Origin of the sequence: Xylanimonas sp. McL0601, assembly GCF_049852175.1 — a bacterium.
Taxonomy (GTDB): Bacteria; Actinomycetota; Actinomycetes; order Actinomycetales; family Cellulomonadaceae; genus Xylanimonas.
Window position 1 is genome coordinate 255,926 of record NZ_CP187527.1, and the last position, 15,947, is coordinate 271,872.

Below are 15,947 nucleotides of genomic sequence, written 5' to 3' on the forward strand. Positions count from 1 at the left end.
GGAGCGACCGCGGCGACGCTGCACACGATGTGAAGGTGCTTACGCCTGATCCGGCTGCGGTATTCCCTCTGGACGTGTCGACCCCAGCTCCGCCCCGGACTCATCGCCGGCGAGCTCGACGCCAGGCGCCGCGAACTGCGACAGGTCGACCGGGGTGGGCGTCCGCGCGGCACGGGTCCAGAAGAGGACCGCGACGACGACGTACGCGACCGCCAGGGTCGCGAACAGCCCGCGCGACCATCCCGAGTCGGGCACGGCGGTCGCGGCGAGCGCGGCCGCGCCGACGAACGCCGCGTTGTACAGCACGTCGTAGAGGGCGAACGCCCGGCCGCGGAAGCTGTCGTGCGTGTCGCGCTGGACGATCGTGTCGACGGCGATCTTGGCCGCCTGCGCGGCCAGCCCGAGAAGGGCGGCACCGGTGAGCACGACGGCGCGCGACGGCGTCGTGCACAGCAGCACCTGCGAAGCGGCGGCCAGCAGCAGCATGAGCGCGATCCACACCTGCGGCCCGGTGTACCGGGACAAGGTGGGCGTGGCGACGACGGCCACGGCTCCGCCGGCGGCCGTCATGCCCAGGATCACGGCGAACGTCCCGAGACCGCCGCCGGGTTCGCCCGGGGTCGAGAGCAGGTTGCGCGCGATGAGGATCGAGGAGATGAACACGACGCCGTAGAGGAAGCGGTGGGCCGCCATGACGAGCAGGGCCTGGCCGGGCGTGCCGCGAGCGACGAGGTAGCGGGCGCCGGCGGCGAGGTCACGCGCGACGGCGGCGACGTCGTCGCGCACGCTGCCACGGCGGGGGTGCACGGGGCCCAGCTGGTCGGGGCTCAGCCGCAGCGCGAGGATCGCGCCGAGGATCATGACGACGGCGGCACACACCAGCGCGGAGGCGTCCGCGGCGGGGCCCGCGGGCAGCAGCCAGGCGAGGACGAACCCGACGCCACCGCCGAGGAACGCGGCGCCCGCGCCGAGCGTCGGGACGATGGAGTTCGCGGTGAGCAGCAGCGGCCCGTCGACGACGTTCGGCAGGCCCGCGGAGAGGCCGGCCAGGAGGAACCGGTTGACGGACAGGGCCGCGAGGCCCAGCACGAGGACGCCCCAGTGGTCGGGGCTCGACACGAGCAGCACGACGGCCATGCCCACCGTCAGGGCAGCGCGGGCGAGGTTGCCGAACAGCAGCACCTGGCGGCGCCGCCACCGGTCGAGCAGCACGCCCGCGAACGGTCCGACGATCGTGAAGGGCGCGAGCATCAGCGCGTACCGGCCCGCGACCGAGGCGGCCGAGCCGGCGGCGTCGGGCGAGAAGAACCACGCCGAGGCCAGGCCGACCTGGAACATGCCGTCGGCGCCCTGCGAGACGAGCCGCACGGTGAACAGCCTGCGGAACCCGTCGAGCCGCAGGAGCGTGCGGAGCTCGGAGATCACACCCACGAAGGCAGCCTTTCACGACGAACGACCGGTGGTTGAGCCTGTCAGGTTTCGACGGGCTCAACCACCGGTCGGGTCGGTGGGCGTCAGGTCAGCGCCGGATCAGCGCTCTGTAATTCTGGTCGCGCTGATCCTGCGCTGCGCTCCGGATCAGCGCTCGGCGTCGCCGCGGATGAAGGCCTCGAGGGCGGCGCGGCCCTGCGTGTCCTCCATCTGGACGGGCGGCGACTTCATGAAGTACGTCGACGCCGAGAGGATCGGGCCGCCCACGCCGCGGTCCTTGGCGATCTTCGCCGCGCGGACCGCGTCGATGATGATGCCGGCCGAGTTGGGGGAGTCCCAGACCTCGAGCTTGTACTCCAGGTTCAGGGGCACCTCGCCGAACGCGCGGCCCTCGAGGCGGACGTACGCCCACTTGCGGTCGTCGAGCCAGGCGACGTAGTCCGACGGGCCGATGTGGACGTTGCGGTCGTCCTTCTTGCCGGCGAGCGGGCCGTCGGTGAGGTTCGAGGTGACGGCCTGCGTCTTCGAGAGCTTCTTGGACTCGAGGCGGTCGCGCTGCAGCATGTTCTTGAAGTCCATGTTGCCGCCGACGTTCAGCTGGTACGTGCGGTCGAGGATGACACCGCGGTCCTCGAAGAGGCGGGCGAGCACGCGGTGCGTGATCGTCGCGCCGACCTGGGACTTGATGTCGTCGCCGACGATCGGGACGCCGGCCTCCTCGAACTTCGCGGCCCACTCGGGGTCGGACGCGATGAACACGGGCAGGGCGTTGACGAACGCCACGCCGGCGTCGATCGCGCACTGCGCGTAGAACTTGTCGGCGATCTCCGAGCCCACGGGCAGGTACGAGACCAGCACGTCGACCTTGGCGTCCTTGAGCGCCTGGACGACGTCGACCGGCTCGGCGTCCGACTCCTCGATGGTGGCCGAGTAGTACAGGCCGAGGCCGTCGTTCGTCGGGCCACGCTGGACGGTCACGCCGAGCGGCGGGACGTCGGCGATCTTGATCGTGTTGTTCTCGGAGGCGTAGATCGCCTCGGCGAGGTCGAAGCCGACCTTCTTCGCGTCGACGTCGAACGCCGCCACGAACTCGAGGTCCGACACGTGGTAGTCACCGAACTGCACGTGCATGAGACCCGGGACCTTGCCGGCCGGGTCAGCGTCACGGTAGTAGTGCACGCCCTGGACCAGGGAAGATGCACAGTTGCCAACGCCGACGATGGCGACGCGGATGGAGGTCATCCTCGCTCCTTCTGATTCTGTCGAGGGTCGCGCGTCGCACGGCCCCGTTCTTGGGTGATGAGGCCGTCCAGCCAGCGCACCTCGCGCTCGACCTGCTCGAGCCCGTGGCGCTGCAGCTCGAGCGTGTACTCGTCGAGCCGCTCACGGGTGCGAGCTGCGGACTCCCGGACCGCCTCCAGCCGCTCGGTGAGCCGGGAACGCCGGCCCTCGAGGATGCGGAGGCGGGTGTCGGCGTCGGTCTGCGCGAAGAGCGCGAAGCGGACGTCGAAGTTCTCGTCCTCCCAGGCCGCGGGGCCCGAGGAGGACAGCACGGTCTGGAGGTGTTCCTTACCCTCCGCCGTGAGCTGGTAGACGATCCGGCCACGGCGCCCCGCCAACGGCGGGACGGGCTCGTGCCCGGGGACACGGCGCTGGCTGCGGGCGGCGGCACGGGTTACGCCGCCGGTGCCCGACGGCGTAGGCTCCGTCGTCGCGATGAGCCCGCGCTCCTGCAGCGACCGCAGGGACGGGTACAGCGTGCCGTAGGAGAACGCCCGGAACGGGCCGAGCAGCAGCGCGAGCTGCTTGCGCAGCTCGTAACCGTGCAGCGGCGCCGAGGTGAGCAGTCCCAGGATGGCCGTCTCGAGCACGGTCGATCGACTGCGCACGGCTTCCTCCCAGGTCTCTTCGGCACGGTGTGGCGTCTCGAGTCGTCGACTCGTCGATGGATCATCCGATGTGATGTTTCGATGTGACCGCTCGACGTATCGACTCGATACATCGTAAGACTCGGCACTGTAGGCGTCATCCCCGCCTGGCGCAATGTCCGCGCCCCTGCGTCGTTTGTGAAGGTTCGGCGGAGCACGTCGGGTCCGCCCGGGGAGAGGCCGCGCGGATGGCACCGTCCGGTGCCGGGCGCTGACGCCGGATGGTCGCTATCACCTACTGTTCTGCAGCGGAGCGGGGCAGCTCTGACCCCAAGATCGACCGGAGGAAGACACCACGTGGCCATGACAGGGAGCGCACGGCGCCCGTCGGCGAACCCTCGTCGTCGTCGGTTCTTGAACTACCCGCGGCGAGGCAAGGGCCTGATCCAGCGCTGGCTGCCGTCGTGGCGCATCGTCGTCGGCACGGTCCTGGGTGTGGCCGCGCTCGGTTCTGGCACGTTCGTCGCGGCGTACGCGACGACGACGGTCCCCGGCGACCTCGACACGATCGACCAGCAGACCACGACGATCTACTACTCCGACGGCAAGACGCCCATCGGCACGCTGGCCAACGAGCGCCGCGTGCTGGTCAAGGTGGCCGACCTGCCGGACTACGTGGGCGGCGCCGTCGTCGCCTCGGAGGACTCGAGCTTCTGGACCAACAGCGGTGTCGACCTCAGGGGCATCGCCCGCGCTGCGGTGAACAACCTCAAGGGCGGCGCGCAGCAGGGCGGCTCGACGCTGACGATGCAGTACATCGAGCGCACCAAGACCGACTCGAACACGAGCATGGTCGGCAAGGTCCGCGAGGCGATCATGGCCGTCAAGGTCACCCGGTCGACAGAGAAGGACCAGATCCTCGAGGGTTACCTCAACACCATCTACTGGGGTCGGGGCGTGTACGGCGTCGAGGCGGCCTCGCAGGCGTACTTCGGCAAGTCGGCCAAGGACCTGACGTACTCCGAGGCGGCGCTGCTCTCGGGGATCATCCCCTCGCCGAACAACTGGGACCCGTCCGTCAGCCCGAAGACGGCCGAGAGGCGCTGGCAGCGCAGCATCGACCGCATGTACGCCGCGGGCGAGATCACCGCCGACGAGCACGCCAAGGCGACGTTCCCGAAGTTCAAGCCGAAGCCCAAGGCGAGCAACAGCCTCGGCGGACAGGCCGGCTTCCTCGTCGAGGCGGTGACCGAGGAGCTGAGCAAGACCGACCAGTTCAAGGACCACCCGGAGCGCATCAAGACCGACGGCCTCAACATCGTCACGACCATCGACAAGAAGGACCAGGACGCCGCGGCGGCCGCGGCGGCCGAGGCGGCCCAGGGTGACCACCCCGCGAGCCCGAACCTGCAGGTCGGCGTCGTGTCGATGGACCCCACCAACGGCGAGGTCCGGGCGCTGTACGGCGGCGCCGACTACCTCAAGAACCAGTACAACTTCGCGACGAAGGGCTACGCGCAGGCCGGCTCGACGTTCAAGCCGTTCACGCTCGTCGCGGCGCTCGAGGCCGGGCACAAGCTCAGCGACCGGTTCGAGGGTCCCTCGACGAAGATCTTCCCCAAGGCCAACGACGGCGTGGACTGGAAGGTCAAGAACTTCGGGTTCGAACCTTTCGGCAACATCGACCTCGTCGACGCGACCGCGAACTCCGTCAACACCGTGTACGCCGCGCTGAACATCGAGGTCGGCCCGGACAAGACCGCCGACGTCGCCCACCGGATGGGCATCCCGGACGTCAAGGCGGGCAGACCGGGATTTGTCGACCCGGTCCCCTCAGACGTGCTCGGCGTCGCCAGCGTGCGGCCAATCGACCTCGCGACCGCGTACTCGACCATCGCGGGCGGCGGCTACCGCGTGACGCCCCACCTCGTCCGCGAGGTCAAGCGGCTCGACGGCGCCCTCGTCTACGAGGGCTCCACCGACCGCACGCGCGAGTTCGACCCAGAGGTGATCAAAGCCGCGACGTACGCCATGACGCAGGTGGTCGAGCGCGGGTCCGGCACGACCGCCAAGGAGCTCGGCCGCCCGGTCGCCGGCAAGACGGGGACGACGCAGGACTCGAAGTCCGCGTGGTTCGCGGCCTTCGTGCCGCAGCTCGTGACCGTCGTCGGCATGCACCAGGAGTCCATCGACAAGAGCGGCAAGGTGAACGAGGAGACGATCACCCCGTTCGGCCAGTGGCACAACGTGGAGAGCATGACGGGTGGCTCGTACCCGGCGCGCGCGTGGACCGACTACATGAAGGTCGCGCTCGACGGCGTCCCGGTGCAGCCGTTCCCCGACTACAACCCGCCGCGCGAGCAGCCCTTGCCGTCCGCGCCCGCGAGCGAGACGCCGACCGACGTCCAGACCGAGCAGGCGCCTGTCGACCCGCAGGCGGGCTGGGTCAAGGTGCCGAAGAATCTTGTCGGCAAGCAGGTCAACGTGGTGACCAACGAGCTGAAGGCCCTCAGCCTGGACGTGAACCTCGTGGCGGTGGCGTCGCAACAGCCGAAGTCGACGGTGTTGTCCGTCGACCGCGCCGGGACGAAGGTTCCACCGGGCTCGACCCTGCTGGTGCAGGTGTCCACGGGCGTGTCCGGCAACGGCAACGGAAACGGCAACGGATCGACCAGCCAGCCCACCGATCAGCCGACGGCCCAGCCGACCGACCAGCCGACGGCCCAGCCCACGGACCAGCCGACGGCCCAGCCGACCGACCAGCCGACCCCAGACCCGGCGGCGAGCCCGACACCCGGTAAGGGGAGCGGCTGAGGCGCCGCAGTCCTGCTCCTGATGTGAAGGCCGGGTGAAGTCCGGCGGCATCTCCTGAGGACGCGGCCACGGACGGGCTAGAACCGCGCCGACCGCCGTCTGCTGTGAGGTCTGACCTCATACCGTGCTAGGTCGAGGCGGAGCCCTGCCATCCAGGGCCCGCGTCGACCGGGGGCACCTCCCGGTCACCGACCCGGGAGGAAGTACAGACGTGGCCTCAGGCACTCGCGAGGCGACCGGTCGTCGTCGGCTGTGGAACTATCCGCGCCGGGGCAAGGGAGCGATCGGCCGCTGGCTGCCGTCGTGGCGCGTCGTCGTCGGGTCGATCGTGGGCGTCTTCGTGCTCGGCGCGGGTGCGCTCGCCACGGCCTGGGTGACGACGACGGTGCCCGAGAACCTCGGCAACATCACGGACCAGACCACGACGATCTTCTTCTCCGACGGGGAGACGGAGATCGGCAGGCTCGGCGCACGCCGTCAGCTGGTCCAGCTCGACGACCTGCCCCGCCATGTCGGCGACGCCGTCGTCGCCTCGGAGGACGCGACGTTCTGGACGAACCGGGGCGTCGACCCGCGCGGGTTCGCCCGCGCGCTGTGGAACAACGTCCGGGGCAACCCGACGCAGGGCGGCTCGACGCTGACGATGCAGTACATCGAGCGGACCAAGACCGACTCGACGACGGGCCTCGGCGGCAAGTTCCGCGAGGCGATCATGGCCATGCAGGTCACGCGCACCACGCCCAAGGAGCAGATCCTCGAGGGCTACCTCAACACCATCTACTGGGGTCGCGGCGTGTTCGGCATCGAGGCCGCGGCCCAGGCGTACTTCGGCAAGCCGGCCGCCGAGCTGACCGTCTCCGAGGCGGCGCTGCTCGCGGGCATCATCCCCTCGCCCAACAACTGGGACCCGGGCGTCAACGAGGACCGCGCGCGCACCCGCTGGCACCGCAACATCAACCGCATGTACTCGCAGGGGCTCATCACGGCGCAGCAGCGCGCCGACGCCGAGTTCCCCGAGTTCGTGCCGCGCCCGACCGCGACCAACACCCTCGGCGGGCAGGCGGGCTTCCTCGTCAACGAGGTCATCCGCGAGCTCTCCGACACCGACGCGTTCCGCGACCGCCCCGAGCTGCTGCGCACGCGCGGTCTCCACATCGTCACGACGATCGACCCGACGCTCCAGGACGCGGCCGTGTCCGTCGCGAAGTCGGCGTTCGAGGGGGACAACCCCGCGGACCCCGACGCGCTGTCGGTGAGCCTGGCGTCGATGGACCCGGACACGGGGGAGATCCGCGCCCTGTTCGGCGGTCTCGACTACCTCCAGCGGCAGTTCAACACCGCGACCCAGGGCAGTGCGCAGGCCGGCTCGACGTTCAAGCCGTTCACCCTCATCGCCGCTCTGGAGGACGGGCGCACGCTCGACGAGCGGTTCGACGGTCGGAGCCAGCGGGTCATCCCGGGCTGGGACCCCGCGAACGGGAACCGGGGCCCCCGGAACTTCGGCGGGGCCAACTTCGGCAACATCGACCTCGTCGACGCCATGGCGGACTCGGTCAACACCGTCTACGCAGCGCTCAACGTCGAGATCGGTCCCGAGCGCACGGTCGACGTCGCCCACCGGCTCGGCATCCCCGAGTCGGTCGACATCCCCGCGGTGCCGTCCAACGTGCTCGGTCCCTCCAGCGTGAGCGTGCTGGACCTGGCGACGGCGTACTCGGCCATCGCCAACGGCGGTGACCGCGTGACACCGCACATCGTGCGCGAGGTGCGCGACCTGGACGGCACGCTGATCCACAGCGGCCCGACGACGCGCACCAGCGAGTTCGACCCCGAGGTCATCGCGGCCGCCACCCATGCGCTGGAGCAGGTCGTCGAGAACGGCTCTGGCCAGACGGCGCGCGAGCTGCGGGGCCCGAACGGCGAGCGTCGGCCGGCCGCCGGCAAGACCGGGACGAGCAACGGCAACGTCTCGTCGTGGTTCGCAGGATTCGTGCCGCAGCTGGTCACCGTCGTCGGGCTCAACCAGGAGCAGGACGGCCGGCAGGAGCCGATCTCGCCGTTCGGGCAGTGGGTCGGCAACAGCACGGGCATGACCGGCAGCACCTTCCCGGCCCGCGCGTGGACGGACTTCATGCAGGTCGCGACCGAGGGCATGGAGGTCCAGGCCTTCCCGGCGTACGCGCCGACCCGGCCCGCGCCCGACCACGACACGTCCGAGGACGCGTCGCACGAGGACGACCAGGAGGCGACGGAGGACGAGCAGACCGACCCGCAGGAGGGCTGGGTCACGGTGCCGGGCGGCCTCGCCGGCCAGAACGTCGACCAGGTGACGGGTGCCCTGCGGGGCCTCGGGCTGGGGTACCGCCTCGAGATGGTCGAGTCGGGTGAGCCCCAGGGGACCGTGCTCGGCGTGAGCTCGGCCGGCACCCGTGTGCCGCCGGGATCGACGCTGACGATCCAGGTGTCGAGCGGCCCGCCGACACCGCCGCCTTCGCCGACACCGCCCCCGGGCAACGGTGGCGATCCGGGCGGAGGCGACGGCGGCGGTGACGCCGGCAACGGCGGCTTGGGCGGCGCCGGTGACGGAGACCCCGGAGACGTCGGGTATCCTGGGTGACTGTCTGTGCCCGCACGCGCACCGCAACCAGCACCGCGCGAGGCAGGCACAGCGACGCACATACCCTCCTGTCACGGATGGACCGTGACCGCCTAGACCAGAGGAGGTGGGTTGTACTCATGCGTCAGTACGAACTGATGGTGATCCTGGACCCTGAGGTCGAGGAGCGCACCGTCGCCCCGTCGCTCGACAAGTACCTGTCGGTCATCTCGACCGAGGGTGGCTCCGTCGACAAGGTGGACATCTGGGGTCGTCGCCGTATGGCGTTCGACATCAAGAAGAAGCCCGAGGGCATCTACGCCGTCGTGGACTTCACCGCCTCGGTCGAGACGGCGAAGGAGCTGGACCGCCAGCTGGGCCTCAACGAGGCCGTGCTGCGCACCAAGATCCTGCGCCGCAACGCTCGCTGAGACCACGATCCGAATCCCTCCCGGCCTGTCGGGTAGCCGCTGTCGGTGGCACCTGATGGGATCGGCCCGACACGAGTCTCGGACGAACGAAGGAGCAAGGCATGGCTGGTGAGACCGTCATCACGGTGGTCGGAAACCTCGTCGCGGACCCGGAGCTGCGGTTCACGCCTTCAGGCGCTGCCGTGGCGAACTTCCGGATCGCCTCCACGCCGCGAACCTTCGACCGCCAGTCGAACGAGTGGAAGGACGGCGAGAGCCTGTTCCTGGCCTGCTCGGTCTGGCGCGAGGCGGCGGAGAACGTCGCCGAGTCGCTGACGAAAGGCATGCGCGTCATCGTGCAAGGTCGTCTCACTCAGCGCTCGTACGAGACCCGCGAGGGTGAGAAGCGCACCGTCGTCGAGCTGCAGGTGGACGAGGTCGGCCCGTCGCTGAGGAACTCCTCGGCGAAGGTCACCCGGACTCAGCGCTCGGGTGGCGGTGGCGGCTTCGGCGGTGGCGGCAACCAGGGTGGCTTCGGCCAGCAGGGTGGCGGCTACGGCCAGCAGAGCGGGGGCGTCGGATCCTCCGGTGGTGGTCAGCAGAACGACCCGTGGGCCTCGGCAGGCCCCGCGTCGTCGGGCGGCTCGTTCAGCGACGAGCCCCCTTTCTGACCGGCACCAAGACCCCAGATCATCTTTTCCTGAAGAAGGAGCAACACCATGGCGAAGCCTGTGGTGCGCAAGCCCAAGAAGAAGTCCAACCCGCTGAAGACGGCGAAGATCGAGACCGTCGACTACAAGGACACCGCGCTGCTGCGCAAGTTCATCTCCGACCGCGGCAAGATCCGCGCGCGTCGCGTGACCGGCGTCTCCGTCCAGGAGCAGCGCCAGATCGCCCGTGCGGTGAAGAACGCCCGTGAGATGGCGCTGCTGCCCTACTCGTCCTCTGCCCGCTGACCGGAAAGGATCACTGAATCATGTCCAAGCTGATCCTGACCCACGAGGTCACTGGTCTCGGTGAGCCCGGCGACGTCGTCGACGTCAAGGACGGGTACGCCCGCAACTACCTCATCCCGCGCAACCTCGCGACCCCGTGGACCAAGGGCTACGAGTCGCAGGTCGCCGCGATCCGCAAGGCCCGCAAGGCCCGCGAGATCGCGACGCTCGACGAGGCGAAGGCCACGGCCGACGCTCTCGCCGCCAAGGCGGTCGTCGTCAAGGCCAAGGCCGGCGAGGCCGGTCGCCTCTTCGGCGCAGTGACGACGGCGGACATCGCCTCGGCCGTCGCCGAGGCCGGTGCCCCGGCCGTCGACAAGCGCAAGATCGAGATCGGCCAGCCGATCAAGTCGACCGGTGAGTACACCGTGTCGGTTCGCCTGCACCCTGAGGTGTCGGCGAAGATCGCGGTCAAGGTCGTCGCGGCCTGACACACCCGCTGGTCGAGCCTGTCGAGACCAGCTGAAGGGTCCCGGCCTCCCGCGAGGGAGGCGGGGGCCCTTCTGTCGTGTCGTGCCGGTGACCTCGCGTCATGTGGGCACCAGCAAGCGGTAGCCCACCCCGCGGACGGAGGCGACCTCGAGTCCCGGCACCGACATCAGGCGCTTGCGCAGGCGCTTGACCGCCGACACCACCGGGTCGGTGTCTCCGAGAAACCCGGTGCGCCACACGAGGTGCGTGAGCTCCTCGAAGGACCACACCCGTCCGGCGTCGAACGCGAGCGCGGAGAGCAGGTCGAACTCCCGGCGCGAGAGGTGGATGCGCAGGCCCTGTGCGGTCACCTCGCGGGTGGCGAGGTCGACGTGGAGAGGGCCGCGGTCCAACGCGGAAACGGGCATCGCCAGCACCGGCGACGGGTCGGCCGGCACGGGCACGGCCGGCGGCAGCCCGGTCACGGCCGGGATCATCCCCGTGCCGAGGTGTGCCGAGGGCGGCGGGCTGACGGGGCGCGACCCGGCCGCGCGGCGCGTCGTGGGCGTGAGGGTCACGTTCGTCGCCAGATGTCGGGGGGCCGGCAGGACGGGGACGGCCACGGGCCGGCGGCGAACGCCAGGGTGGGCGGCAGCGTGATGGGGGATCGGTCCGCCCGTCGCAGCGACCGGAGTCGCCTCCGGGGGCAGGTCGCTCGCTACGTCTGCCGCAGTCGGCGCGAGAAGCGCCCGGGCGCCCGCCGTGTCACTGGTAGCGAGCACCACGGCGGTGCCCTGGAGCGCCGCGGTGACCTCCCGGACTTGTGCGAGCGGCAGGCCCACGCAGAGCACGTACCCCACCTCGGACGGCGCCGCTCCTTCAGTCAGAGCACTCATCCCCATCTCCTCGAGGTTCATGCGGCCCGGCTGGAGCGGCTCGCTTCCGACGAGCCCCGGTGTGACATGCGTACCAGATGAGACATTCCCCACAAGTTCACCCAGCAGACTGCCAGATTTCGCCCGGCAATCGTGACGGATTGACCGTGTTCCGACCGTGTTCCGACCGCGTTCCGGCCGTCGCGGCGCCTGACGCGTGAGCGGGCACGTCTTCCGGGCAGCCGGGAACTGCCCGTCGCGCCCCGCAACTGCCCGCCGGCCGTCCTTGTCGCTCAAGGCAACACACCGGAGGTTGGAAGGTGCTGACCCGACCGGGCCGGCACCCGCGTTGCCCGCGCGACCGGTGCGGGCACCGTCCCTCTGGAGGACCCGTGCAACCAAGGCACACGTTCGCGAGCAGGGCGGTGACGGCGACTGGCGCCGTCGTGGCCCTCGTCGCGACCACCGCGGCGGGGGTGGCACCGGCAGTCGCCGCTCCCGCAGGGCAGTCGGTCATCACCTCCGATGTCGCCCCGAATGCCCAGGACAAGTTCACCGCCGCCGCCGCGGACGCCCTGTCGAAAGGCCAGAAGGCGGACTTCTGGGTGAAGCTGGCCGACAAGGCCGACCTCTCCACCGCCACGAGCATCGCCGACTGGAACGAGCGCGGGCAGTACGTCTACGACTCCCTCACCAAGGTCGCTGCCACGTCGCAGCGGGACGTCGTGGCCGAGCTCGAGGCTGCCGGCGTCGACTACAAGCCGTTCTGGATCAGCAACCGCGTCCTGGTCAAGCACGGCGACCTTGCCCTGGCGACCCAGCTCGCCTCCGAGAGCGAGGTCAAGCAGATCCACGAGACCACGGTCATCAAGTCCGACAAGCCGGTGCTGCACCCGTCGAGCGACAAGGGCCTCAACGGGCCCGAGTGGGGCCTGCAGGCCATCCACGCGCCCGAGGCCTGGGCCATGGGCGCGACCGGCGCCGGCATCGTCGTCTCCTCCGTCGACTCCGGCGTCGACGTCCATCACCCCGCCCTCGAGACCAAGTACCGCGGCTACCAGGCCGACGGGACGCTCGACAACGACTACAACTTCTTCGACGTCGCCGGCGTCTGCGGGGCGTCCGGCGACCCGTGCGACATCGACTCGCACGGTACGCACACGATGGGCACGATGGTCGGCTCCGACGGCGGGTCCAACCAGATCGGCGTGGCGCCCGACGCGAAGTGGGTCGAGGCCAACGGCTGCGCCACCTGCGCCGACGCCGACCTGCTCGAGGCCGGCGAGTGGCAGGTGGCTCCGACCCGGCAGGACGGCTCCGACCCTGACCCGAGCAAGCGCCCGAACATCGTGAACAACTCGTGGGGCTACAACGCCGGAGGCATCATCGACGACTGGTACGCCGACGTCGTCGACGCCTGGGCGGCTGCCGGCATCTGGGGCGCCTGGTCCGCCGGCAACAAGGGCCCGACCTGCTCCACGGCATCGTCGCCGGGCGCGAACACGATCGACTACTCGGCCGGCGCGTTCGACTCGTCGGGGCGGATCGCGTACTTCTCGTCGCGCGGGCCGGGCGAGGACGGCCTGACCAAGCCGAACATCGCGGCACCGGGCGTGGCGGTGCGCTCGTCGGTGCCGGGCGGCGGCTACGCGCTCGGCGACGGCACCTCGATGGCTTCCCCGCACGTGGCGGGCGCGGTCGCACTGCTGTGGAGCTACGCGCCGTCGCTGGTCGGGGACATCGCGGGCACGCAAGCGCTGCTCGACGCAACCGCCACCAACGTCGACGACACGTCCTGCGGCGGCACTGCCGACGACAACAACGTGTGGGGCGAAGGCAAGCTCGACGTCGTCGCGCTGCTCGAGGCGGCGCCGCACGACGCCGTCGGCACGGTCCACGGCACGGTCACCTCGGCGGGCGCGCCCGTCGTCGGCGCCACCGTGCGCTTCGACGGCGAGAACGACCGCAACTTCGTCACGGGCGCGGACGGCACCTTCGATGGCACGGTCACCGAGGGCGACTACACGGTGACGGCGTCGGCGTACGGGCTGCTGCCGAAGAGCTCGCACGCCACGGTGACCCAGGACCAGACGACGACGGTCGACCTCGACCTCGCCGTCGCGCCGACGCACACGCTGAGGGGCACGGTCACCAGCACGGTCACCGGCGCACCGGTGGCGGGCGCGAAGGTCGCGATCGCACCCGGCGGCGTGAACGCCACCACGGCGGTGGACGGCACGTACACCGTCGCCGACGTCCCCGAGGGTTCGTACACGCTCACCACCACGGGCGGCGCGTGCGAGGCCCCGGACAGTCGGGCACTGACCGTCGACGGCGACGAGACCGCGGACATCGCGCTCGACGCCGCGCCGGACGACTACGGGTACTTCTGCACCGTCTCCCAGGGAACCTACCTCCAGGGCGACACGAAGCTGCCGCTGACCGGCGACGACGTCACGGGCTCCGTCCCGCTGCCGTTCGCGTTCCGGTTCTACGGTCACTCGTACTCGACCGCCTACCTCTCGTCGAACGGGCACCTGAACTTCCTCGCCGCGACGTCGTCGCTGGGCAACGTCGACCTGCCGAGCACCAGCGTGCCGAACGCGGCGATCTACCCGTTCTGGGACGACCTGTACCTCGACGCGTCTGCGGGCGTGTACACGGCGCAGACGACGGTGGACGGGCAGTCCGCGTTCACCGTCGAGTGGCGCAACGTGCGCAAGTACAGCCCCAGCACCGACCGGGTCAACTTCTCCGTCACGCTGCTCGCCGACGGGCGCGTCGTCGTCGGCTACGGGGCGCTCACCGACACGGCGACCGCCCAGGGCAGCTCGGCGACGACCGGCATCGAGAACGAGACGGGCACGGTCGCGCGCAAGTACTCGTTCAACCAACCAGTGCTGCGCCAGGGCCTGTCGGTCACCTACGACCTGCCCCCGCAGGGCACCGTCGCCGGCACGGTCACGGACTACAACACGCAGGCCGCGGTCAAGGCCGCGTCCGTCGTCGCGACGTCGTCCGACGGCGACCGCGTGGTCGACACCACGACGGGCGCGGACGGCACCTACGGGCTGCTCCTGTTCGAGGGCACGTGGAAGGTCGAGATCTCGGCGCCGGCGTACGAGCCGGTGACCAAGACGGTGACGGTCGCCGAGGGCACGCCCGCGACGGCCGACGCGCAGCTCAAGGCCGGCCGGCTCGCGGCGTCGACGACGGCGGTGGCCGGGAGCCTCGACATCGGCGGCTCGGTCTCGCGCAACGTCAAGGTGACCAACACGGGCTCTGCTCCCGTGGACGTCAAGCTGGGCGCGAGCGACGGCGCGTTCACGATGCTCGGCACCGCGACGGCGACCCAGGGCGTCATCAAGGGGGTCGAGGGCAAGGCCACGGCGGTGCGCGTGCCAGGCACGAGCTTCGGCTCTGCGCCGAGCGGGGCGTCGAGCGGCCTGCAGGCGACGGCCAAGGCCAAGAACGCCACGACGGGGCTCACGTCAGCCAACCCGGCGATCATCGTCCCGGCGGGCGAGCAGACGCTGTCGCACTCGACCTCGCACGAGATCTCGTCGTCGTCGTCGGTGGCATGCCCGTCGGGCATCACGAGCGCGCTGCGCACCTACACGCTGAGCGACTTCGGCATCGGCGGGGCATTCGACGTGAAGAGCGTGACGTTCGGCGTCCAGGAGCTGGGCTCCAGCCCGCTCACGGCGACGATCAACGTGTACACGCTCCAGGGCGACTTCGTGTGGGCCAACCTCACGAAGATCGGCAGCGCCACGAAGACGCTGACCGACGCCGATGGCCTGTCGATCGTCACGGTGCCGCTGACCGCCTCAGCGCCGGCGGGCTCGACGCTCGTGGTCGAGGTCTCGGGCCCGGCGCTCTACGTGGGCGGCAACGACGCGCCGGAGACGTCGCCGACGTACATCGCGGCGCCGTCGTGCGGCAACCCGGAGCCGACCGACGCGGCGGCGGTCGGGTTCCCCGACTCCAACCTCGTCATCGACGTCACCGGCGACACGGTCGGCGGCGGCTCGGGCATCGCGTGGCTGGACCTGCAGCCGCCGGCGTTCACACTCCAGCCGGGCAAGTCGGTGGTGACCGTGGCCACGATGACGGCCGACGTCGACCAGCCGGGCACGTACACGGCGGCGATCAACGTCGGCGCGAAGACGCCGTACGAGAACCCGTCGGTGACCGCCACCATGACGGTCAAGCGGCCGGCGGGGTGGGGCAAGATCACCGGCACGGTCACAAGCCAGTCCGGTGCTCCGCTCAAGGGCGCCGTGGTGGCCCTTGACGGCGTCTCGTACGACGTCTCCCTGGTGACGGGCGCCGACGGCGTGTACGGGTACTGGATGCAGAAGGCGAATGCCCCGCTGCAGGTGACGGCGGCCGCGGAGGGCTACGTGCCGCAGACGGCGAAGGCGCAGATCGTCAGCGGCCAGACGACGGTCTACGACTTCGCGCTCAAGCCGCTCCCGTAGTCCCTCTCCCACCTGTCAGACGCCGGTGACCCGGGCGGGTCACCGGCGTCTGACGCGTCCGCG

11 protein-coding genes are annotated in these 15,947 nt (G+C 70.5%); 7 read left to right on the top strand and 4 right to left on the bottom strand.

Annotated features, from left to right (window positions below):
• Nucleotides 1-39: 39 nt before the first annotated feature.
• The 3 genes from ACO4JP_RS01160 to ACO4JP_RS01170 form a co-directional block, all read right to left on the bottom strand.
• Nucleotides 40-1,431 carry an MFS transporter gene (locus ACO4JP_RS01160; RefSeq protein ID WP_425955571.1) on the bottom strand — a complete coding sequence of 464 codons (1,392 nt, stop codon included), beginning with the start codon at nucleotides 1,429-1,431 and terminating at the stop codon, nucleotides 40-42.
• A gap of 147 nt (nucleotides 1,432-1,578) precedes the next feature.
• Entirely contained in the window at nucleotides 1,579-2,673 is a 1,095-nt protein-coding gene (locus ACO4JP_RS01165; RefSeq protein ID WP_425955572.1) for an inositol-3-phosphate synthase, read from the bottom strand.
• Nucleotides 2,670-3,320 (bottom strand): helix-turn-helix transcriptional regulator, encoded by a 651-nt coding sequence (locus tag ACO4JP_RS01170; RefSeq protein WP_425955573.1) that lies wholly within the window; start codon nucleotides 3,318-3,320, stop codon nucleotides 2,670-2,672. The genes ACO4JP_RS01165 and ACO4JP_RS01170 overlap by 4 nt, the downstream gene beginning before the upstream one ends.
• Before the next feature lie 342 nt (nucleotides 3,321-3,662).
• Here ACO4JP_RS01170 and ACO4JP_RS01175 point away from each other — a divergent pair, with 342 nt between their 5' ends.
• The 6 genes from ACO4JP_RS01175 (at nucleotide 3,663) to rplI (ending at nucleotide 10,545) form a co-directional block, all read left to right on the top strand.
• On the top strand, nucleotides 3,663-6,113 hold the full coding sequence (locus ACO4JP_RS01175; protein WP_425955574.1) for a transglycosylase domain-containing protein: 2,451 nt from the start codon (nucleotides 3,663-3,665) through the stop codon (nucleotides 6,111-6,113).
• 211 nt (nucleotides 6,114-6,324) lie between these two features.
• The gene (locus ACO4JP_RS01180; RefSeq protein ID WP_425955575.1) at nucleotides 6,325-8,730 is read left to right on the top strand and encodes a transglycosylase domain-containing protein; all 2,406 of its coding nucleotides are present in this window, start codon (nucleotides 6,325-6,327) and stop codon (nucleotides 8,728-8,730) included.
• Nucleotides 8,731-8,849: 119 nt separating this feature from the next.
• On the top strand, nucleotides 8,850-9,140 hold the full coding sequence (rpsF, locus tag ACO4JP_RS01185) for a 30S ribosomal protein S6 (protein ID WP_425955576.1): 291 nt from the start codon (nucleotides 8,850-8,852) through the stop codon (nucleotides 9,138-9,140).
• Nucleotides 9,141-9,241: 101 nt separating this feature from the next.
• Nucleotides 9,242-9,790 (top strand): single-stranded DNA-binding protein, encoded by a 549-nt coding sequence (locus ACO4JP_RS01190; protein WP_425955577.1) that lies wholly within the window; start codon nucleotides 9,242-9,244, stop codon nucleotides 9,788-9,790.
• A gap of 48 nt (nucleotides 9,791-9,838) precedes the next feature.
• Nucleotides 9,839-10,075, top strand: coding sequence for a 30S ribosomal protein S18 (gene rpsR / locus ACO4JP_RS01195; protein WP_066134109.1), 237 nt, complete (start codon nucleotides 9,839-9,841; stop codon nucleotides 10,073-10,075).
• A 20-nt stretch (nucleotides 10,076-10,095) separates the two neighbouring features.
• Entirely contained in the window at nucleotides 10,096-10,545 is a 450-nt protein-coding gene (gene rplI / locus ACO4JP_RS01200) for a 50S ribosomal protein L9 (RefSeq protein WP_425955578.1), read from the top strand.
• A 99-nt stretch (nucleotides 10,546-10,644) separates the two neighbouring features.
• Here the strand turns inward: rplI and ACO4JP_RS01205 are convergent, their stop codons facing one another.
• On the bottom strand, nucleotides 10,645-11,421 hold the full coding sequence (locus ACO4JP_RS01205; protein ID WP_425955579.1) for a winged helix-turn-helix domain-containing protein: 777 nt from the start codon (nucleotides 11,419-11,421) through the stop codon (nucleotides 10,645-10,647).
• Between the two features lie 404 nt (nucleotides 11,422-11,825).
• On the opposite strand from ACO4JP_RS01205, the gene ACO4JP_RS01210 reads away from it, so the two are divergent.
• Nucleotides 11,826-15,884, top strand: a complete 4,059-nt coding sequence (locus ACO4JP_RS01210; protein WP_425955580.1) for a carboxypeptidase regulatory-like domain-containing protein — start codon at nucleotides 11,826-11,828, stop codon at nucleotides 15,882-15,884.
• Nucleotides 15,885-15,947: the final 63 nt, after the last annotated feature.